The sequence below is a fragment of the Pseudidiomarina donghaiensis genome (assembly GCF_900116895.1).
In the GTDB taxonomy this organism is placed as follows: domain Bacteria; phylum Pseudomonadota; class Gammaproteobacteria; order Enterobacterales; family Alteromonadaceae; genus Pseudidiomarina; species Pseudidiomarina donghaiensis.
Window position 1 is genome coordinate 392389 of sequence record NZ_FPCF01000001.1, and the last position, 19272, is coordinate 411660.

The window sequence follows — 19272 nt, forward strand, 5'->3', positions numbered from 1 at the left end:
TATTCCACATCACCGAAACTTAAATAATTACGGTGCTACGCACCACCCGGCGTAAAACGCCGGGCAACATTAGTCGCACCGCGACGCCGTAAGCCAATCTCCGACAAATATATAAGGTCGCCAAAATTCCCGTAGTGCACGACACTTACGTCATGAGAAACGTTCGCAGATATTTCGAGCGCGGGTATTACTTTTTCACCGTATGCACCTACCGCCGCCAACCCGTACTAACACGGCCCGATGTCATGGCGGCGCTGCGTAATGCCGTGCGTGAAACCATGAAAACACACCCATTCGAGATAGAGGCGTGGACAGTGATGCCGGATCACATCCATTGCGTGCTAATTATTAAAGACGACTACGTACCATTACGTTGGGGCAAAATCAAAGCGTTAACCACCAAAGCGTTGCCAGAATTTTCATCTAGATCGAAACGCAATGCTAAAAACAGTAAAGCTCGAAAAACACACGGCTATGGAAAATTATGGCAGCACAGCTATTGGGAACATGAAATTCGCAATGAACGCGAATACATGATGTACATATTGTACTGCTGCTTTAATCCGGTGAAACATGGTTACGTGACCAATGCATGTGACTGGCCCTTTTCGACGTTAAACCGCTATCTAAGCAATGGAAAATACCCAGACGACTGGAAATACATTACACCGGCGTGGCTTGACGATAACTTTAGAGACTACAAAGAGTAACGACAACGAGACTAAATTATCGATTTTTAAATCGAATTAACTCTCGGCGTTCCTTTTTGTCGGGTTTGTGGTCTGGGTGCGGGTTGTACAACGCATTCATTTTACGAAGCTCAGCTTCTTTTTCTCGGCGTGCCACTGAGTCTTCCGTTTCTCTGTAGAGCTCCTGAGCTAGCGGTGCGCTGAGCCGGTTTTCACTCAGGCCAAAAACTTCAACTTCATAGATATCGTGCCCGCGCGGCGCCTTCACAATCTGCCCCACGGTAATGGTTTTGGAAGGTTTGCAGCGCTGGCCGTCAACGGAAACTTTACCCGCTTGCACGACTTGCCGCGCAAGTGAACGCGTTTTGTAAAAACGAGCGGCCCACAGCCATTTATCGATTCGCATTGGTTCCATGCCGGCATTTTACACCAGTAACAGCGGGCTGCGCCAGCGATGTAGCCCGGCGTTTTACGCCGGGTGGTGCGTAGCACCGTAATTACTCAAGTTTCGGTGATGTGGAATAGATTAACCGGCTGCACCGACCCGGCGTGGAACGCCGGGCTACAACGATGCCAGAATAACCGGCTGCGCCGACCCGGCGTGGAACGCCGGGCTACAGCGATGCCAGATTAACCGGCTGCGCCGACCCGGCGTAGAACGCCGGGCTACAACGATGCCAGAATAACCGGCTGCGCCGACCCGGCGTGGAACGCCGGGCTACCGGTCGCGGCGGCGTCAGGCAAGGTCGGCTTCGGTGAAGCGGTATTCTGTTTGGCAGTAGTCACAGGTCATGACAATGGCGCCTTCTTCGGCGAGAATCTCGCGCAGTTCTTCGGGCGACACTGAGGCCATGGCTTCCAAGGTGCCTTCGCGCGAGCAGCCGCACTTGAACGATACGGGCTGGGCTGGATATAGCTCCACGTGCTCTTCGTGGTACAGGCGGTGCAGCACTTGCTCGCCCGGCAGCGTGAACAATTCGACCGCGCTAATGGTGTCGGTTAAATGCTCCAAATGCTCGAATGCTTCAAGCGTGGTGCCAGCTGCAGGCATAACCTGTAGCAGCATACCTGCGGCGTGTTCGCCGTCAGCATGTAACCAAATTCGGGTACGCAATTGCTCAGATTGCATGAAGTAATCTTCGATAATTTTGGCAATACTATCGCCTTGGCCGCTGACGACGCCTTGATAACGCTCGCCCTCAAGCGGGGTCAGGGTGATCACCAGAATCGCTTTGTCGCCCATGAGGGTGCGCAAGTCATTTTGGTCGTCGGAAATTTCTTCGCGAACGCGCGCAATGCCGCGTAATTCTTGATGATGTGAGCCGTTTACTGCGATAAAGTTAACCGGGCCATCGCCTTGAATTTGAATGGAAATATGGCCTTCAAACTTCAAGGTCGCGGTTAATAGCGAGGTGGCGGCCATTAATTCGCCCAATAAGCGTTGAACTGGTGCAGGATAGTTGTGTCCTAGAATCATGCGCTGATAGCTGCTGCTCAATTGCACCAACTCGCCGCGCACGTCTTGCTCTAAAAACGTGTAGCGTAATAATTGATCGTGAGGGTAGTTTTTCAGTTCGGGTTTGGTCATAGCGTACGGCTTCTGCAATATGATTGTAAAAAATTGTATGCATTATACCAGAATCCTCGAATTTGATCTGTTCACTTGTGTATAGTAAAGCTAGAATGTCCAAACGACGCTATTGTCACAAAATTATAACTATTAGTAAGCGCAGTAAATAGCTCATGCAGATACAGAACACGCACGTCAACTATTTGGTTACCGCAGTGTGTGCGGTTACCGCGGTCTGGTTTGGCGCGCAGCTAACTTGGCAAATTATCACTCCAGCCACGCCGGTGGCGAGCGGGCCTTTAAGTGTGTCCGCCGCGCAGAGCGAACGGCAGGCTTCCGCACAATCGCTGATTGACCTCGACTTGTTTGGCACTGCGCCTGTGGCTCAAGTGGCGGCGAGCAATGCGCCAAAAACCTCGTTGAATATCCGCTTGCTTGGCGTATCGGCCTCAAATGTGCCGGAGCGTTCGGCGGCAATTATCGAACGCAGCGGGCAACAAGAAGTGTACGTCATGGGCGAAAAGCTCAACGGCACCCAGGTAATCATTAAAGAAATTTACGCCGACCGAGTGATTCTCGATAACAACGGCCGCCTAGAAACGTTGGAGCTTGAGGGCATTGGTGAGCTGAGCGAAGGCTTGTCGTTGACCATGGCGAATTCGCGCGGCTCTGGTTCGGGTTCTGGTTCAGGTTCAGGCTCGGGTTCAGGCTCGGACGAGGTATCGCGGTCGGCTCGGGCGGTTGATGCGGGCGGTAGCGGCTTTGATAGCAGCGACGGCAACGGCGCTGGCAGCGAAGTGCTCGAAAATGCCAGCCCAGAAGTGCGCGAAGTGGCAGATAACCTGTTGCAGCACGTGAAAATTACCCCAGTACGCTCAGGCAACGGCTTGGCCGGATACCGCTTAAGCCCAGGTGCAAACCCCGAATTATTCAACAAAGCCGGCTTTCGTGACGGCGACTTAGCCGTAGCCATTAACGGCGAAGACCTTACCCGTGTTAGCACGGCGATGAAATTAATGCGCGAACTTGGCTCCATGACCGAGGCGACAATTACTGTCGAGCGTAATAATCAATACACTGATTTGCGACTAGATATTCGCGATCTAGAGGAATAAGTATGCGTAAAACAACTCTCGCGATTGCATTAACCTTAGGCGCCTCGCTAGCGGGTACGCTTAGCGACGTTAGCGCCCAGCAATCGCGCGCTGGCATGAATGCACAAGCTCAGGCATCGAACGAGCAAGCTGTGGAATATGCCGCCAGCTTCAAGAACACTGATATTACTGAGTTTATTCAGGTGGTTGGCCGCAATTTGGGGCGCACCATGATCATCGACCCAGACGTTCGCGGGCGCATTGACGTGCGAAGCTACGACGTGATGACTGAGTCGCAATATTGGCAGTTTTTCTTAAACGTATTAGATGTTTACGGCTTTGCCACGGTAGAAATGGAATCCGGCGTGATTAAAGTCATGCGCGACAAAGATGCCCGTAACGGCGCCATTCCTGTGGTGGACGACAACTCGTTAGGCGGCGATACCTTGGTCACCCGCGTGGTACCGGTGTCGAATGTTAGTGTACGCGAATTAGCGCCATTGCTTCGTTTGCTGAACGACCAAAGCGGCGGCGGCAACGTGGTGAGCTATGACCCGTCGAACGTGATTATGATTACCGGCCGCAGCGAAACTGTGCAGCGCTTGGTAGAAATTATTGAGCGGGTAGACCGCGCAGGTAACCAAGACGTCGACGTGATCAAGCTTGAATACGCGTCAGCGGCCGAAGTGGTGCGCATTGCGCTGAGTTTGTTCGAAAAAGCCAACGACGGTACGCCGGCGTTATTGATTCCAAAAATTGTGGCCGACGAGCGCACCAACAGCGTGGTGGTCAGCGGCGAGCCGCGCGCCCGTGAGCGTGTGGTGCGGTTGGTGAACCAACTTGACCAAGACCTAAAAACCGAAGGCAACACCCGCGTTTATTATTTGAAGTACGCCAAAGCAGCTGAATTAGTTGATGTTTTACAAAACGTTAGCCAAAGCTTACAGGCTGAAAAAGAAGCCGGTGCGGCAGGTGCAGCCGGTGCGCCGGGCCGTCGTTCGTCAGCTTCTGGCGCGGCCATTAGCATTAGTGCCCATGACTCCTCAAACTCATTGGTGATTACCGCGCAGCCAGACTTGCTGACTAGCCTTGAAGGGGTTATTCGCCAGCTAGATATTCGTCGTGCGCAGGTGCATGTTGAAGCCATTATCGTAGAAATTATGGAAGGCGATGGCGTCGATTTTGGCTTGCAATGGATTAGCGAAGACGGCGGCATGGTGCAATACAACAACGGTCGCCAAGCCTCAATTGGCCAAGTGGCGGCGGGCGCGTACATGGCGCGTGAGCAGCCGGGCCGCGAAACCACTACTATTGTTGACGGCAACGTGGTCACCACCACTGAGCCGGACAAACCGGGAGATGTGTCGCTATTGGCGCAAGTGTTGCAGAACGTGAACGGCATGATGATTGGCGTGGTGAAAAATGACTGGGGCGCCATTTTGCAGGCGGTTACCACCAACACCAACTCGAACATTTTGGCCACGCCGTCCATTATGACGCTGGACAACGAAGAAGCGCAGTTTTTGGTGGGCCAATCGGTACCAACCATTACCGGTTCGACCACTGGCTCGAACAACGACAACCCGTTCCAAACCGTGCAGCGTGAAGACGTGGGTATTAAGCTGAAAGTAACGCCGCAAATTAACGAAGGCGACGGCGTACAGTTGGTGATTGAACAAGAAGTGTCGAGCATTAGCGGCGCCACCTCGGTGGATATCACCATTAACAAACGCGAGCTGAAAACCGTGGTGATGGCCGACGACGGCGAAACCATTGTGCTTGGCGGCTTGATTGACGAAGACGTGCAAGAGTCGGTATCGAAAGTACCAATTTTGGGCGACATTCCGTTCTTGGGGCATTTATTTAAGAGCACTTCAACGTCGCGCCAAAAGCGTAATTTGATGGTGTTTTTACGCCCACGCATTGTGCGCGATGGCGTAACCGCGGGGCAGATTTCGTCGCGCAAATACAACTACATTCGCGCTGAGCAATTGAAACAGCAAGAAGACGGCGTTGAACTTATGCCATTCACCGACCAGCCGGTAATGCCGGAGTGGGATGGGCCGCTGACGTTGCCGCCTTCGTTTGATGAGTATTTGCGAGAGGAGGGGGCGGCCCCTGGTCCGGACCAAGGTGCAGAGGGGGGTGCAGACCCTGGTCCGGACCCTGCTCTGAACCCACGTGCAAGCCGCGTCAATAACGGTGGTGGTAATGACTGATACAAACGCAGCAGCAATGAGCTCTGCTGCTGAAGTGAACAAAGTAGCAGAAGTTGCGGCACAAGTTGCACCGCGCCGTTTGCCGTTCGCCTTTGCGAAACGCCACGGCGTGGTGGTTGCCGACGCCAGAGAAGGTGATAGAGAGCGGGGCGGCCCCCGGTCCGCACCTGGGTCCGGACCGGGGTCTGCACCCCTCTCTACCGCGACGGTGCATGCGCGCGAAGGCGTGACGCCGCAGACATTGCTGGAAGTGCGCCGCGTGCTCGGCGCGCCCTTTGCGCTGCAGCAGCACAGCGCCGAAGAATTCGAAGCCATTCTAACGCAGGCATACCAGCGCGATTCATCCGAAGCCAAGCAGCTGATGGAAGATATCGGCAACGAAAGCAACTTATTCTCGCTGGCCGACGAGTTGCCGCAAACCGAAGACTTGCTAGAAAGCGAAGACGACGCGCCCATTATCAAGCTCATCAACGCAATGCTATCCGAAGCCATCAAAGAAGGCGCGTCGGATATTCACATCGAAACTTTCGAAAAAGAACTCTTGGTGCGATTTCGCATCGACGGCGTGCTACGCGAGGTGATTCGCCCCAACCGCAAACTCAGCTCGTTGCTGGTGTCGCGCATTAAAGTGATGGCGCAGTTGGACATTGCCGAAAAACGGGTGCCGCAAGATGGCCGAATTAGTTTACTAATAGCCGGCCGCGCAGTAGACGTGCGGGTATCGACCATGCCGTCAAGTCACGGCGAGCGCGTGGTACTGCGTTTGCTCGACAAAAACAATGCACGGCTAAATCTCGAACAGCTCGGTATGACCGAAGCTAACCGTAACGTATTCTCGCAGCTTATTAAAAAGCCGCACGGCATTATTTTGGTCACCGGCCCGACAGGCTCAGGTAAATCAACCACCTTGTACGCCGGCCTGATGGAAATTAACTCGCGTGACCGCAACATTTTGACGGTAGAAGACCCCATCGAATTCACCATTGAGGGCATTGGCCAAACCCAAGTGAACCCGAAAGTGAACATGACATTCGCCCGGGGCTTACGTGCGATATTGCGCCAAGACCCCGATGTGGTCATGGTCGGCGAGATACGTGACGTGGAAACCGCGCAAATTGGCGTGCAGGCCTCGTTAACCGGGCACTTGGTGTTATCCACATTGCACACCAACACCGCCGCCGGCGCTATCACGCGCTTAGAAGACATGGGCGTGGAACCGTTCTTGTTGTCATCATCGTTGTTAGCCGTGCTGGCCCAGCGCTTGGTGCGCACGCTATGTGACGACTGCAAACAGCCGTACCAAGCCAGCGCCGAAGAACTGGCCTATGTCGCGGACGGCGACGTCGCTACCGGCGCCACCTTGTATCGCGCGGTGGGCTGCGAAAAATGTAACCACACCGGCTATCGCGGCCGAACCGGTATTCACGAATTATTGGTGGTGGACGAGCGCGTTCGCGAACTTATCCACAACGGCCATGGCGAACAAGCCATTGAGAAATATGTACGCCAGCACCAGCCGTCCATTCGTGACGACGGATTAGCCAAAGTTTTAGCGGGCAAAACCACGTTAGAAGAAGTTTTGCGCGTCACGCGCGAGGAGTAAACCGTGGCAGCCTACGCATTTCAAGCGCTGAACGCCAGCGGCCGCAAAACCAAAGGCGTTATTGAAGCCGACACCGAACGCCAAGTGCGCGCGCAACTGCGCGAGCAAGGGCTGATTCCGGTTAGCGTGGAGCTGGCGGAAGCCTCTGGTAGAGAAGGGGGCGGCCCCCGGTCCGCACCAGGGTCCAGAGCAGGGTCCGGACCAGGGTCTGCACCCCTCTCTGCTTTTATTCGGCGCCTGCAAACGCGCGGCGTTGGCGCAGCCGACTTAGCTTTGATCACCCGTCAGCTAGCGACGCTAGTCAGCGCGGCGCTGCCCATTGAACAAGCATTATTCGCGGTGTCTGAGCAAACCGACAAGCCGCGCCTGCAAAAGTTGATCATGGCGGTGCGCTCAAAAGTGGTCGAAGGCTATTCATTGGCCGAGGCCATGGCCGAATATCCGCACGTGTTCGACAAGTTATTCACTGCCATGGTTGCCGCCGGCGAACGCTCGGGCCATTTGGACGAAGTTCTCAACAGGTTGGCGGATTACACCGAGCAGCGCAATCGCCTCAAAGGCCAACTTATTCAGGCGCTGGTGTATCCGTCCGTTTTGACCCTAGTAGCCATTGGCGTCATCATCTTCTTGTTGGTGAGCGTAGTGCCACAAATAGTCGAGCAATTCAGTGGCTTAGATCAAACCTTGCCACCCACCACCACCTTCTTGTTGGCGGTCAGCGAAATCTTACAAAATTATGGCATATACGCCCTGGTCGCAATTCTGGTTGGCCTTGTGGTGGGCGGGCAGTTATTGCGCAAACCCGAGCGGCGCGACAAGTTCGATGCGTTCGTCTTGAAAGTACCGTTATTTGGGCGCGTAATTAAAGGCGTCAACACTGCGCGTTTTGCTCGCACGCTAAGTATTCTGTCGGCTTCAGCGGTGCCGCTACTGGATGGCTTGCGCATTACCGGCCGCGTTCTCAGCAACCGCGCCATGCAAATTGCCGTGGAAGAAGCATGCGACCGTGTACGCGAAGGCTCATCGCTGCGTGCGGCGTTAGCGCAAACAAAATTATTCCCGCCGATGATGCTGCACATGATTGCCGCCGGCGAAAAGTCGGGTGAATTGGAGCAATTACTTGGCCGCGCCGCCGACAACCAAGATCGCGACTTCGAAACCACCATGAACGTGGCGCTAAAAATATTCGAGCCAGCCCTGATTGTTGTCATGGCCGGCGTTGTCTTAGTTATCGTGCTGGCCATTATCCAGCCAATTTTACAATTAAATCAAAGCGTAGGGTTGTAGTATGAAAAAACAAACAGGTTTTAGTCTTATCGAAGTGATGGTTGTTATCGCCATTCTCGGCTTACTCGCATCGTTGATTTTGCCAAACGTGCTCGGCTCGGCCGACCAAGCCAACCGCCAAAAAGCGCGCACCGACATCATCGCGTTGGAAAATGCACTGGCGCAGTACCGCCTAGATAACGGCGTATTCCCAACCACCGAACAAGGCCTTGAAGCCTTGGTGCAAGAGCCAAACGTGCAGCCAAGCCCACGCAACTACCGTCGCGGCGGCTACATTCAGCGCTTACCAGCCGACCCGTGGGGTAGCGAGTACTTACTTCTTAGCCCAGGCGAAAATGGCGATATCGACATTTTCTCAGCCGGCCCCGACAGTCAGCCAGGCACTGATGACGACATCGGCAACTGGAACATCGAGTAGCCCGTCGTTCCACGACGGGTGGCCGAAGGCCGTTATCCATGACCCATACCAGTCAGCCTGCTAACCGTGCAGCCAGTTTGCCTCGCGCAAGAGGCTTCACCCTAGTCGAAGTCATGGTCACCATGGCGGTGATCGGCATGCTTGCGCTCACCGTTAGCTTTGTGGTGCCCGACCAGCGCGACGACAGCGTGCAAGAAAACGCTCGCGTGCTGTATGAACGCATCAATTATGCACGCGAATTCGCCCTCGTTCGCAGTGCGATATTAGGCCTACGTGTGGACGACAACGGCACCAGCTATCGCTTTTTGCAATTTACCGATGGCCGCTGGCAAGAACTAAACTACCGTGGTTTACGCCGTACCTCGTTAGACGAACAAGTGTCGTTGGCCATTGAAACCGCCGATTTGGCACTGCTAGAGCAAGACGATACGGATATTGATGAAGTATTCGCGGTGGATGAGCGAGAGTTCACCGGGAATTCGGACGACGAAGATGGCGCTGAAGATGACGCTGAGGGTAGCGGCGATCGCGCAAAATTAAAGAGTCAACCCACACCGCAATTGTTTATTTTCGGTAGCGGCGATCTCGCACCCTTCACAATAACTTTGCGCGACGACTTCGCACTGCGCGCCGGTACCGAATGGAAAATTGCCAGCGAAAATGGCATCGACATCACCCTCTCCCGAGGTGACCTATGACCCATGCCACCGCCACTCGGCAAAATAAAGCCCGCGGCTTCACCCTAGTAGAAGTCATGTTCGCCCTAGGCATTTTCGCCATGGCCGCCCTTGCCGCCGTAGCCGCAACCAGCCAGCACCTGAACAACCTAAACTACATGCAAGACAAGTCACTGGCCCAATATGCCGGCGCCAACGCACTCGCACGTATCAGCCTTGAATATCCGCCGGAAAACAACGACACCGGCGTGGAAACCGTCGGTGGCAAGCAATGGCATTGGCGCGCCGAAGTACTCGAAACCCAAACCCAAGACGTGTTTTACGTGACCATACGCGTGTACGACACGGCCAATATGCCAACGGACGACAGCGGCGCCCTAGTCGTCCTCAGCCGCTACTTGGGAGCAAACTAATGCACCCACGTACCACCGTAGCCCGGCGTTCCACGCCGGGACGAGCGCAGCGAGGTTATCGCCCGTCAGCGCAGCGAGGCAAATCCCACGCCTTCACCCTAGTAGAAGTACTAGTCACCGTCGTCATTATGGCCGTGATCGGCCTCGCCTCTGCAGCAGTTATCAACGCGATAATGCGTACCAGCGAGCAAAGCGAAGAGGCTATCGCGCAACTACAAAAGCTCCAGTACGCCATGCTCGTCATGGAACAAGACATACGCCAAATTGTGCCGCGCGAAAACGTCACCGGCCGGTTCGTCTTTTACGACAACGAACGCTTAGGCTTCGTACGCGGCGGTTGGTTTAATCCACAGGGTTTATTCCCACGCAGCGAACTACAACCCGTCGCCTATTTACTGCGCGACGGCAATTTAGTGCGTGAGCATTTCTACTTCGTCGACGTCACCTCGGCCAGCGAGCCGCAAACCCGCGTGCTGATAGAAGACGTTGAAAGCTTTAGCGTGCGGTTTTTGGCACGTTCGCGCGGCGGCGGAGAGAGGGGTGCAGACCCAGGTTCGGACCGTGGTTCAGACTTTGGTTCGAACCGTGGTTCGGACCAGGGGCCGCCCCCCACTGTAATACCCGACGCGCTAGAAATTACCTTGCAAACCAAACGCTGGGGCGAAATAAATCGCGTATTTTTGCTCAATGGTGGCGACTTCAACGAAGCGCCGCGAGACGGAGGCTCTAATGCACAGCCTTAGTCGCAGCGGTCACCTAAGCCGTCACCCAAGCCGTAACCCAAACCGCACAGCCAGCTATAACCCCTATGCGAGCAAACAGCGCGGCGTCGCGCTACTGATGGTTCTGTTAGTGGTCGCACTGGTGTCCGTGATGGCGGTAACGTTAAGTGGGCGCTTACAAACTACCGTGCTGCGCACCGCGAATTTTCAACAAGCCGAACAGGCGTATTGGTACTGGCTGAGCGCCGAAGAAATTGTACGCGAACTGCTACAACGCGAGCTTAGCGAAAGCGACGGCGTCGCCCATCAGCAGCAAATGTGGTTCCAGCAAAGTGAAAGCGGCAATATCTATCCGGTGGACGGCGGTGCGATACAAGGTGGCATTCAAGACTTGCACAGCTGCTTTAATTTGAACTCCCTTAGAGAGGGGGGCGGCCCCGGGTCCGAACCTGGGTCTGCACCCCCCTCATCTGACGCGGAAGAAGGGGGCGGCCCCGGGTCCGGACCCGGGTCTGCGCCCCTCTCTTCGCAAAGAGAGCGCCGCAAAGCCCAGCTGCGCATGCTGCTAATAAGTGTTAGCGAAGATATTGAGCCGTACACAGCCGATGTTATTGTCGACTCGCTCGCCGATTGGCTAGATCAAGATGACAATATTGATGGCAACTACGGCGCCGAGTCGGTCGACTATCAAAGTCTGCTGTTCCCACATGGGGCAGCGAATAGTTGGCTGACACATACAAGCGAATTACGCTTAATTCGTGGCGTGACAGCGAAGATTTTTAATGACGTTAAGGATTACGTGTGCGTGATACCGCGCGACAATTCGCTAAAAATTAACGTCAATACGGTTAGCAAAGAGCAACCAGAATTGCTGTATGCGGTGACGCTTGGCGCGCTCGGTGAAGACGAAGCGAAAGAGTTTCTGAACACCCGTCGCAGTGACGGATATGAGAGTTTAGATGACGCGCGTAACAATGGTGCGCTTAGCAGTGCAGCCTCCCAGGGGCCAGTGCCAAACTTCGGTGGAGGCATTATTCCTGAAGGGGTTACCGCCGAAACGATAGGCGGCGCACTTGACGATTTAGACGTGAAAAGTAAGTATTTCCAACTGAATGCAAAAATTGGGTACGGCGATTTAGTCATTGCTGCGCAGAGCCAGTTTCTTATTACGCAAGAAGAAGCTAAAGTGCTGTTTAGAGCGAACGCCGCGCCGTGATGTGTGCACGAGCACAATAAAAGAGAGAAGAATATGGAACAGTTATTTATTCGTCTGAGTTCGCAGCCGCAAGAGCCGCTGCACTGGCTGATTTGGAGCCCGGCTCAGGCGGAATTAATTGCCAGCGGAACACTAAAAGATTTGTCCGAGATCGGCGAATTGACGGACCATGCACGCAGCCGTGAAGTGGTTTGTTTTGCACCTGGTACCGATGTTTTATTGACGAGTGTGCAGCTGCCTAAAAGTGCGCTGCGAATGCTCGCGCAGGTAGTTCCGAACTCGCTGGAAGACGAATTAGCTCAAGATATCAGTGAGTTACATTTTGCGTGGCCGCCAGTAAAGAAATCGGCAGATAGCGTCGAAGTGCCTGTAGCCGTAGTTGCACACGAAGCCATGCAGCAGTGGCTGCAAGCGCTTGATGACGCAAATATAAATTGCGATGAGATATTTCCGGATGTGTTCATGCTTCCTGCGGCAGAGGAGGGGGCGGCCCCCGCTCCAGACCAGGGTGCGGACCAGAGTGCGGACCAGGGTGCGGACCAGGGTCTGCACCCCTCTCTCGCACCAAGTCTTGCACCAAGCTTAGCGCTCACCCTAGGCGACACCGTGGTGGTGCGCACCGGCCCATATAGCGGGTTTAGCACTGACGCAAGCTTGCTTGAAGTGATGGCGCAAGACTTGAATTTGCAGCGCGTGGAAGAAACCGACATTGAGGTGCCGCTGAGCATTGTCGCGCAAGCGTATAATAGTTATTCACAGCCGGCGCGCATCAATTTGCGTCAGCATCAGTATCGTTCGCAGCGCAAAAAACGCAAGGGCCAAAAAACTGCGGCCAGCTTCAAGCCGGCTGCGATTGCTGCAAGTGTGTTGTTTGTCGTGGCCTACGCGACCCAAGTATTTGAATATGTGCAACTTGGCCAGCAGTCTGACCAACTTGAGCAAGCCATTGTAGAGACTTATAAAGAGGCATACCCCAACGAAAAACGCATTGTTAATGTGCGTGCGCAGCTGAACCAGCATATGGACAGTTTGGGTTTGGAGGGTAGCGAGAAGGCCTCTCTGTTGGCGTTAATGTCTGAACTTGAGAGTGCGTTTAAAGCGAATCGAGATGTCAGACTTCAGTTACTGAGGTATGAAGTGGATACCCTGAAAATGCAGGTAAAAGCCAATAGTTTCGCGAGTTTAGAGAATTTTCGTAAGGTCGCAAATCAGTCTGGAACAATCACCGTAGAGCAGGGCCCTGTGAATAACCAAGCGGGCGCAGTCAGCGGCGCACTTACCGTGAAGAAGGATTCCTAAGCAATGGCAACGTTCATGCAAAAATTACTACATAACGTGCCAGGGCTTGAGGCACGAATAAATCAGATGAACAACCGCGAGCGTATGCTCGTGAGTGTGGCGTCCGTGTTGTTAGTTATCACATTGATTTACTTCATAATGTGGAAGCCAATTGCCGACGGTATTAGCGAGCGCGAAAGTAAAATTGAAGCACAGCAAGAGTTATTGCAATGGGTGCGCGAGAACACCGGCGCCTATTTGGCACAAAAAAGTGCGGGTGCACAAGCTGGTTCTTCGGCGCAAATGCCCGGTAGCGTCACTGAGCGTGTGACTCGTTTAGCGGCTGCCGCGAAGATTGAGCTTAGCCGGATGCAACCGCAATCGGATGGTTTGCTGGTAGTGATTGACCAAGTTCCATTTAATACATTGCTGCAGTTTGTGGAAAACTTACAAAGCCAGGCCGGGCTGACGATTACCCATGTCGATGCGACAGAGGGTGACGCAGCGGGTGTAGTTCGCGTGCGCCGATTGCAGGTGAGCGAATGATGTCTTGGCGTTGGTTGTTGTGGTTAATTCCGCTGTACCTTGTGGCGCTGGTTGTCATGGCGCCGGCGCGGTTGGTGTTTTGGTTTGTAGGCGAAGGGGGCGGCCCCGGGTCTGCACCCCTCTCTTTAAGCGGCGTAAGCGGCACCATCTGGCAAGGCGAAGCCAGCATTCAAGCGGCGCTGCCAACTGGCGGTACGCTAAGCCTGAATAATGTGACCTGGCAGCTTAGCCCGTGGCAGTTATTCACCGGTGAAGCCAATGTCGCACTTAAAATTCCGTCGTCAAATTTTATCTATGGCGAGGCGACGCTAACGGCGTCGAGCAGCCAAGCCAGCTTGCAAGCGAACCTTAAAGGGGCCATGCAGCCGGCGATCCAACAGCTGAACTTGCCCGTACCCCTGACCATGGCTGGCGACTTTGAGCTTAACATTGCAAATTACCAACTGTCTGATTTTCAAAGTGGAAAGTTCTGCGATACGCTAAACGGCACCTTTGCAACAAGCCGTACCGAAATGCGTTTAAACCACCAGTGGCATCCACTTGGTGATTACCAAACCAAACTAAGTTGCACCGCGCAAAATGGCATTAATGCCATTATCGACGATAATAACTTGGTAGGTTTACGTTTAAACGCACAAGTGAATGGGCGAATAACTGCGCCTCAAGTAAGCGTTAGTGGCAGCATCAAGCCAACATTACAAACGCCTAAGCCGGTTACCGATGTATTAGTTTTTCTCGGCAAACCAGATGCGCAAGGGCGCTACAATTTCAAATGGTAAAAAGGAGTACTTATGGAACAAGTGATGTCATGGATTAGCGAGAACCAAGAATTGATTCTCGGCTATACCGTTAAGTTCGTGGTCGCCATTATTATCCTGATTGTGGGTAAAATTGTGGCGAACTCAGTTGCCAAAATTATGGGCAAAGGCATGGAAAAGCGTGGCACCGACAAAGCGGTGATCAGCTTTTTAGGCGCCATTGTTCGTAGCGTTATCTTCATCGCCGCCGTGCTAATGGCGTTGTCGCAAGTTGGCGTTGAAACCACCTCGTTTATTGCCATTTTAGGTGCTGCCGGTTTGGCTATCGGTTTGTCACTGCAAGGTTCATTGGCAAATATGGCGTCGGGCGTTTTGATTATTTTGTTCCGTCCATTCCGTGCCGGCGAATATGTCGATGCGGGTGGCGTTTCCGGCACCGTGGAAGAAGTGAATATTTTCCAAACGGTTCTGAAAACCCCGGACAACAAAGTGGTGTTTGTGCCGAACGCGCAAATTACCGGCTCGCCAATTACTAACTATAACCGAGAAGATACGCGCCGCGTCGATCTGCTCATTGGCGTGTCATACGACGCCGACTTGCACAAAACCAAAGAAGTGCTCGAGAGCGTGCTGGCGGCAGAAAGCCGTTTGTTGAAAGACCCAGCCTGGAATATTCAGGTGCATGCTTTGAACAGCTCATCGGTTGATTTTATTGTACGACCTTGGGTAAAAAGCACCGATTATTGGGGCGTGTACTGGGACTTAATGCGCGAAATTAAAATTGCGCTAGATAAGAACGGTATTGGTATTCCGTATCCGCAAATGGATGTGCACTTGCACAAGCAGGACTAAAAGAGGAGGGGCGGCCCCTGGTCCGGACCCTGGTGCGGACCAGGGTCTGCACCCCTCTCTGCAGCAGGGTCTGCACCCCTCTCTCACCCAAGCGCAGTAAGCTCACCAATAGCCAAATGCTGAATCTGCCGCAGCATACGCAACTCACCAGACTTACCGGCATGGTTCGCAGATGAAGCATATTCATCAATTAATGACGCGCTATGCTCACTAACTTGCTTAGCCATGAACGAAATCTCTTTAGCAGCTACTTTACCACGCAGGCCAAACGCCTCCCCAACGGCCAGTAAATCTTGCACGGTTACTTGCCCAAAGTACTGAGCGTTACCTAAAGGTTGAGAAAGCTCAGCATCTAGATGTTGACCCAATGGCTCGTAAATGATTGTTGAGAGCAAGTCATAATGGGGCATCAGCTCCACACCATCAGGAGAAAAAACAAACGTCAGGTTTTTAAGGTGGGCATCGCCATTTCCGATATAGAAATTGAACAAGATCCAACGAAATAATCGAAGTGCCGTTTTCGCTTTGGAGCGACATAGATGTTGCAGTTTTACCAGAGTATCCACAGTACTTAACCGATATTTGGCGCCGGCAGATAGCCCAAGCATTTGACAGCCATCGAGTACATGAAGGCGTTGCAAATCCGGCAACGCCCCCACACGGTCAAAGCGTTCAACTAAGTAATAAGCTTCAGGGACATAACCAATATCAACCTCAGGAACATCTAGGCCACACAAGCGAGCAAGCCGCATACAGAAGAATTCGTTACGTACCGTGAATGGGTACAAATCCGGCTGCGAGTGTTCCGGTTTTAAAATATGTGTCGAAGGATAATCGCCGCTCGGTTCGAACAGTTGGTTCTGATGACTCACCACTAACATCTTATGTTGTGCACCGGCTAAAGACATGCGCTTGCGTGAGCGATCGTTCATGGGCATGCGAGGTAAATTGCGAATCCGACGACTAATTTCGTCATTCGATAGCGGCACGTATTTGCCAGTCGCTAGGTTTTGTTGTGGGGCGAGAAGGGATAACGCGCCGGCCGACTCCGCTCCAATTGCCTCTAACATGCTAAAAGCATCTTCGGTGCTCGTCTTTAAGTCGCGTGCAAGCAAAACGCGCGCCGCTTCTTCGGGAAGCAAATTATCAAATAGCCACTGCACAGGCCGGTAGCTTCCGGTGTCGACATGGGGGGCGCTGCGTAATGATAAATACGGAGCAAGCGGGTAGGCGTTTGGCGAGTTCAGCCAAGATTCATCGTACGTGAACAACCAGAGCCCGTTATTTTCAACGAGCTCGCCGACAAGGGTCGAACTTATGAATACATTTAAACGGCGCTCGGTCATCGCTCAATTCTCCGGTGGCACGTCAAGGTAAACACGAACACCCAGTGCATCGAGCATTTGCAGTGCCTTTTCTAACTGTACCGTCGGCTTACCATTTTCGAAATGACTGACAAAAGTTAATCCACAGTTTGCTACGGAGCCAGCTGTTTGCTGATCCATTTTTTGGGATTTTCTGACTTTCCTTGCGATTTTTCCGATTTCTTTAGCGCTTGTGACTTGAATCATAGTGAGTCCCAATTTTTATGCGATGGTATAAAAATAGATGTGGTATAAGGTTTGGTCAAGTTTATTTATGTGAACGAATAAATAACTTGCGATGGGTGTGTGGTTTGGTTGTGGTTTATGTGATCGCATAATCTGTTTTAGAGAAGAGGAGGGGGCGGCCCCAGGTCCGGACCAGGGTCTGCACCCCTCTCTGCACCAGGGTCTGCACCCCTCTCTGCACCAGGGTCTGCACCCCTCTCTACCCCCCAATCAATCCAAATCATTCATCCTATTCATCTGCATAGCGGCGATCGCAGTTTCGCGCACAGGCTCCTTAACATGCAACGTGCCGAGTTTTGAAAACTCATCGATAACGTGGCTTAATCTAAAAACCTGAGTATTACCCACAGAAGTTAAGGCCCGAAGACCCGAAGCGCGAGTTTGCAAAATCTTCTGAATACGTTGTCGACTGAGATCAAACACACAGGCAATGTCGGTGGGCCCAACATAGTCCGGTTTGGCTTCGAGCAAGCGAGCTTGCGGTAAAGCGGTTTTGATCTGTTCGTAAGCAACTCTAAATGCCTCAACAGCTGAAGAGCTTTCGCGGTTGAAGTCGAGCAAAATCTCCTGCCGCCGATTGTGCCGTACTAATGCATCATCGCAGCCATTTTCGAATAGTCGGTCATCTATCTCGTCCATACTCAACGCGCACGGCGCGACATCGAAGCGTAAGCTAAATTCGTATTTGTTCACTTGCTGCCTCCAAATAAAATGCAGTTTTCGACCGCGCGACGGATATTCGCTGCATGTACGAGCGGATTTCTAGGCGTTCCCCAAACAGAAACAATGCAAAAATTTCCGCAGCGACACTTCTCGTTTAGGCCTTCGTAAGGGCAGTAGAGTCGAGCCCAACAGTGGGCACTTTTGCCCGCTTGCTCAACTTTCCACCCATTTGCTTCAGCAAGTCTAAGGGTTGCCTCAATCTCTTTGGTCTTGTGCTTTTTTCTAGGCATTAAAGATAGTCCTTTATCTATTGCGTTGTCAATTGACAACAACGTTCAAGAGAGGGGTGCAGACCCAGGTGCGGACCAGGGTCTGCACCCCTCTCTGCACCCCTCTCTACCCGCTCTCCTGCTCAGTCATAATCACCAACCGCTGGTAATGCGGCAGCGCAAAGGTGACGCGCTCGGAGATCTTTTTATGGAACTCTTCGGAGCCGTACACGGCAATGCTGGCCGCAGCGGTTTTCAGAATGGCGACTTGCGCCTCGTAAAAAGAACGTTCCTTGCCGAATGCCGCGCGCACAAATTCACGATAGTTTTTCTGGCGCTCGTGCTCGTCGGTGCCCAGCAATAAATAGTACGGGTGCGGAGTAAGGCCGCCGCTAGGAACGCCCATGGCGTTGGTGTGGTAGCTAGTCCAGTGGAAGCCGCGCGGGCCTTTCGTGAGATGAGCGCGCACCGGGTTCAGCTCAATATATCGATATAATTCAAGAATATATTCCTGATCGTCAGCCAATAGCTGCTTGTAGCGCTGTTCCCAAATTGTGCCCGTGCGCTTGTTTTTCATATTGAAATAGGTGGTGTAGGTAGACTTCAAAAACTGCATGAAGCGCGGCAGCGTGTCGGGCTTGGAAGGCGTGAGCAGAATGTGAAAATGATTAGGCATGAGCGCCCATGCGTGAATGGCGATCTCGAACTTTCTCGCGAAGCGAAACATCGCCGCGGCGAAGTGCGCGTAATCTTGTTCGTCGGCAAAAATACGCTGACGGTTATTGCCACGATCATAGATATGCTGACTAACATCAGCGCCAGAATAACGAGTTCTGCGGGTCATAGTACGGTCCTTGTAGCTGAGATTGTAGGTAGGAGAGGGGTGCAGACCCAGCTCCAGACCATGGTGCGCACCAGGGGCGGCCTCGGGTCTGCACCCCTCTCTCGCAACAAGTGTAGCAAGAAGAAGAAAGAGGAGGGGGCGGCCCCAGGTCCGGACCAGGGTCTGCACCCCTCTCTACCCCTCTCCCCCCTAGACACATCCGATATCCATTTGTATACTCAAATCCAGAACACTCAAGAACGCCCACGCCAACAAACATAGGCAAATGCAACAATCTGATGAGGTGACCATGAAAATGATAAATCGCCGCGAATATCCAGAGCTAGATGCATTGCTGTGGGATACAACCGCGGAAACAATTCCAGCACAAGACGCTCTTAGAATTTATGAGCAGCGCTGGGGCTTTGTTAACCAAGCCGCTTTGCAAAACCACGAGCGCGAGCTTATTAAGCAGCTAGCTAAAGCTGCCGGAGGCTTTTTGCCCGCAGTAGCCTAGTCTCAACACAAGACTGGAAATGAGGCCGCGACTATCGAACCTGTCGCC

Annotated in this window: 21 protein-coding genes; 15 read left to right on the plus strand and 6 right to left on the minus strand. The window is 53.0% G+C overall.

What is annotated here, in order from left to right; all coding sequences use genetic code 11:
- Nucleotides 1-152 precede the first annotated feature (152 nt).
- Nucleotides 153-710 carry an REP-associated tyrosine transposase gene (locus BM334_RS01885; protein ID WP_092837121.1) on the plus strand — a complete coding sequence of 186 codons (558 nt, stop codon included), beginning with the start codon at nt 153-155 and terminating at the stop codon, nt 708-710.
- Nucleotides 711-726: 16 nt separating this feature from the next.
- Here BM334_RS01885 and BM334_RS01890 read toward each other — a convergent pair whose 3' ends face one another.
- Complete coding sequence (locus BM334_RS01890) at nt 727-1104, minus strand: RNA-binding S4 domain-containing protein (protein ID WP_092837124.1); 378 nt, start codon at nt 1102-1104, stop codon at nt 727-729.
- Nucleotides 1105-1425: 321 nt separating this feature from the next.
- Nucleotides 1426-2277: an Hsp33 family molecular chaperone HslO gene (hslO, locus tag BM334_RS01895; RefSeq protein ID WP_092837127.1), complete on the minus strand. Its 852-nt coding sequence runs from the start codon at nt 2275-2277 to the stop codon at nt 1426-1428.
- Between the two features lie 155 nt (nt 2278-2432).
- On the opposite strand from hslO, the gene gspC reads away from it, so the two are divergent.
- The 13 genes from gspC (at nt 2433) to BM334_RS01960 (ending at nt 15342) form a co-directional block, all read left to right on the plus strand.
- A complete protein-coding gene (gene gspC / locus BM334_RS01900; protein WP_092837130.1) occupies nt 2433-3374 on the plus strand; it encodes a type II secretion system protein GspC in 942 nt (313 codons plus the stop codon).
- A gap of 95 nt (nt 3375-3469) precedes the next feature.
- Nucleotides 3470-5572: a type II secretion system secretin GspD gene (gene gspD / locus BM334_RS01905; RefSeq protein WP_092839203.1), complete on the plus strand. Its 2103-nt coding sequence runs from the start codon at nt 3470-3472 to the stop codon at nt 5570-5572.
- 16 nt (nt 5573-5588) lie between these two features.
- On the plus strand, nt 5589-7175 hold the full coding sequence (gene gspE / locus BM334_RS01910) for a type II secretion system ATPase GspE (protein WP_092839206.1): 1587 nt from the start codon (nt 5589-5591) through the stop codon (nt 7173-7175).
- A 3-nt stretch (nt 7176-7178) separates the two neighbouring features.
- On the plus strand, nt 7179-8462 hold the full coding sequence (gene gspF / locus BM334_RS01915; RefSeq protein ID WP_092837133.1) for a type II secretion system inner membrane protein GspF: 1284 nt from the start codon (nt 7179-7181) through the stop codon (nt 8460-8462).
- Between the two features lies 1 nt (nt 8463).
- On the plus strand, nt 8464-8880 hold the full coding sequence (gene gspG / locus BM334_RS01920; RefSeq protein WP_092837135.1) for a type II secretion system major pseudopilin GspG: 417 nt from the start codon (nt 8464-8466) through the stop codon (nt 8878-8880).
- Between the two features lie 38 nt (nt 8881-8918).
- Nucleotides 8919-9578, plus strand: coding sequence for a pilus assembly FimT family protein (locus BM334_RS01925; protein ID WP_092837138.1), 660 nt, complete (start codon nt 8919-8921; stop codon nt 9576-9578).
- Nucleotides 9575-9970 (plus strand): type II secretion system minor pseudopilin GspI, encoded by a 396-nt coding sequence (gspI, locus tag BM334_RS01930; protein ID WP_092837141.1) that lies wholly within the window; start codon nt 9575-9577, stop codon nt 9968-9970. Before BM334_RS01925 ends, gspI begins: the two co-directional genes overlap by 4 nt.
- Nucleotides 9970-10713 (plus strand): type II secretion system minor pseudopilin GspJ, encoded by a 744-nt coding sequence (gspJ, locus tag BM334_RS01935; RefSeq protein ID WP_092837144.1) that lies wholly within the window; start codon nt 9970-9972, stop codon nt 10711-10713. Before gspI ends, gspJ begins: the two co-directional genes overlap by 1 nt.
- A complete protein-coding gene (gene gspK, locus BM334_RS01940; protein ID WP_157981850.1) occupies nt 10700-11908 on the plus strand; it encodes a type II secretion system minor pseudopilin GspK in 1209 nt (402 codons plus the stop codon). The genes gspJ and gspK overlap by 14 nt, the downstream gene beginning before the upstream one ends.
- A 33-nt stretch (nt 11909-11941) precedes the next feature.
- Entirely contained in the window at nt 11942-13207 is a 1266-nt protein-coding gene (gspL, locus tag BM334_RS01945; RefSeq protein WP_092837149.1) for a type II secretion system protein GspL, read from the plus strand.
- A 15-nt stretch (nt 13208-13222) separates the two neighbouring features.
- Nucleotides 13223-13732 (plus strand): type II secretion system protein M, encoded by a 510-nt coding sequence (locus BM334_RS01950; protein ID WP_157981851.1) that lies wholly within the window; start codon nt 13223-13225, stop codon nt 13730-13732.
- A complete protein-coding gene (locus BM334_RS01955; protein WP_092837155.1) occupies nt 13729-14511 on the plus strand; it encodes a type II secretion system protein N in 783 nt (260 codons plus the stop codon). Before BM334_RS01950 ends, BM334_RS01955 begins: the two co-directional genes overlap by 4 nt.
- A gap of 12 nt (nt 14512-14523) precedes the next feature.
- Nucleotides 14524-15342: a mechanosensitive ion channel domain-containing protein gene (locus tag BM334_RS01960; RefSeq protein WP_092837158.1), complete on the plus strand. Its 819-nt coding sequence runs from the start codon at nt 14524-14526 to the stop codon at nt 15340-15342.
- Between the two features lie 83 nt (nt 15343-15425).
- Here the strand turns inward: BM334_RS01960 and BM334_RS01965 are convergent, their stop codons facing one another.
- From BM334_RS01965 to BM334_RS01985, 4 genes are all read right to left on the minus strand, one after another.
- The gene (locus BM334_RS01965) at nt 15426-16688 is read right to left on the minus strand and encodes a HipA domain-containing protein (RefSeq protein WP_092837161.1); all 1263 of its coding nucleotides are present in this window, start codon (nt 16686-16688) and stop codon (nt 15426-15428) included.
- A 3-nt stretch (nt 16689-16691) separates the two neighbouring features.
- Nucleotides 16692-16913 carry a helix-turn-helix domain-containing protein gene (locus BM334_RS01970; RefSeq protein WP_092837164.1) on the minus strand — a complete coding sequence of 74 codons (222 nt, stop codon included), beginning with the start codon at nt 16911-16913 and terminating at the stop codon, nt 16692-16694.
- Nucleotides 16914-17162: 249 nt separating this feature from the next.
- On the minus strand, nt 17163-17645 hold the full coding sequence (locus tag BM334_RS01975; RefSeq protein WP_092837167.1) for a hypothetical protein: 483 nt from the start codon (nt 17643-17645) through the stop codon (nt 17163-17165).
- Nucleotides 17646-18011: 366 nt separating this feature from the next.
- Nucleotides 18012-18728: a transposase gene (locus BM334_RS01985; protein ID WP_092837172.1), complete on the minus strand. Its 717-nt coding sequence runs from the start codon at nt 18726-18728 to the stop codon at nt 18012-18014.
- A 289-nt stretch (nt 18729-19017) separates the two neighbouring features.
- On the opposite strand from BM334_RS01985, the gene BM334_RS01995 reads away from it, so the two are divergent.
- Nucleotides 19018-19224, plus strand: coding sequence for a hypothetical protein (locus BM334_RS01995; protein WP_092839209.1), 207 nt, complete (start codon nt 19018-19020; stop codon nt 19222-19224).
- Nucleotides 19225-19272: the final 48 nt, after the last annotated feature.

Coding starts and splice junctions, on each gene's coding strand:
- BM334_RS01885 (WP_092837121.1), top strand. CDS start 153: ATGAGAAACGTTCGCAGATATTTCGAGCGCGGGTATTACTTTTTCACC.
- BM334_RS01890 (WP_092837124.1), bottom strand. CDS start 1,104: ATGGAACCAATGCGAATCGATAAATGGCTGTGGGCCGCTCGTTTTTAC.
- hslO (WP_092837127.1), bottom strand. CDS start 2,277: ATGACCAAACCCGAACTGAAAAACTACCCTCACGATCAATTATTACGC.
- gspC (WP_092837130.1), top strand. CDS start 2,433: ATGCAGATACAGAACACGCACGTCAACTATTTGGTTACCGCAGTGTGT.
- gspD (WP_092839203.1), top strand. CDS start 3,470: ATGAATGCACAAGCTCAGGCATCGAACGAGCAAGCTGTGGAATATGCC.
- gspE (WP_092839206.1), top strand. CDS start 5,589: ATGAGCTCTGCTGCTGAAGTGAACAAAGTAGCAGAAGTTGCGGCACAA.
- gspG (WP_092837135.1), top strand. CDS start 8,464: ATGAAAAAACAAACAGGTTTTAGTCTTATCGAAGTGATGGTTGTTATC.
- BM334_RS01925 (WP_092837138.1), top strand. CDS start 8,919: ATGACCCATACCAGTCAGCCTGCTAACCGTGCAGCCAGTTTGCCTCGC.
- gspI (WP_092837141.1), top strand. CDS start 9,575: ATGACCCATGCCACCGCCACTCGGCAAAATAAAGCCCGCGGCTTCACC.
- gspJ (WP_092837144.1), top strand. CDS start 9,970: ATGCACCCACGTACCACCGTAGCCCGGCGTTCCACGCCGGGACGAGCG.
- gspK (WP_157981850.1), top strand. CDS start 10,700: ATGCACAGCCTTAGTCGCAGCGGTCACCTAAGCCGTCACCCAAGCCGT.
- gspL (WP_092837149.1), top strand. CDS start 11,942: ATGGAACAGTTATTTATTCGTCTGAGTTCGCAGCCGCAAGAGCCGCTG.
- BM334_RS01950 (WP_157981851.1), top strand. CDS start 13,223: ATGCAAAAATTACTACATAACGTGCCAGGGCTTGAGGCACGAATAAAT.
- BM334_RS01955 (WP_092837155.1), top strand. CDS start 13,729: ATGATGTCTTGGCGTTGGTTGTTGTGGTTAATTCCGCTGTACCTTGTG.
- BM334_RS01960 (WP_092837158.1), top strand. CDS start 14,524: ATGGAACAAGTGATGTCATGGATTAGCGAGAACCAAGAATTGATTCTC.
- BM334_RS01965 (WP_092837161.1), bottom strand. CDS start 16,688: ATGACCGAGCGCCGTTTAAATGTATTCATAAGTTCGACCCTTGTCGGC.
- BM334_RS01970 (WP_092837164.1), bottom strand. CDS start 16,913: ATGATTCAAGTCACAAGCGCTAAAGAAATCGGAAAAATCGCAAGGAAA.
- BM334_RS01985 (WP_092837172.1), bottom strand. CDS start 18,728: ATGACCCGCAGAACTCGTTATTCTGGCGCTGATGTTAGTCAGCATATC.
- BM334_RS01995 (WP_092839209.1), top strand. CDS start 19,018: ATGAAAATGATAAATCGCCGCGAATATCCAGAGCTAGATGCATTGCTG.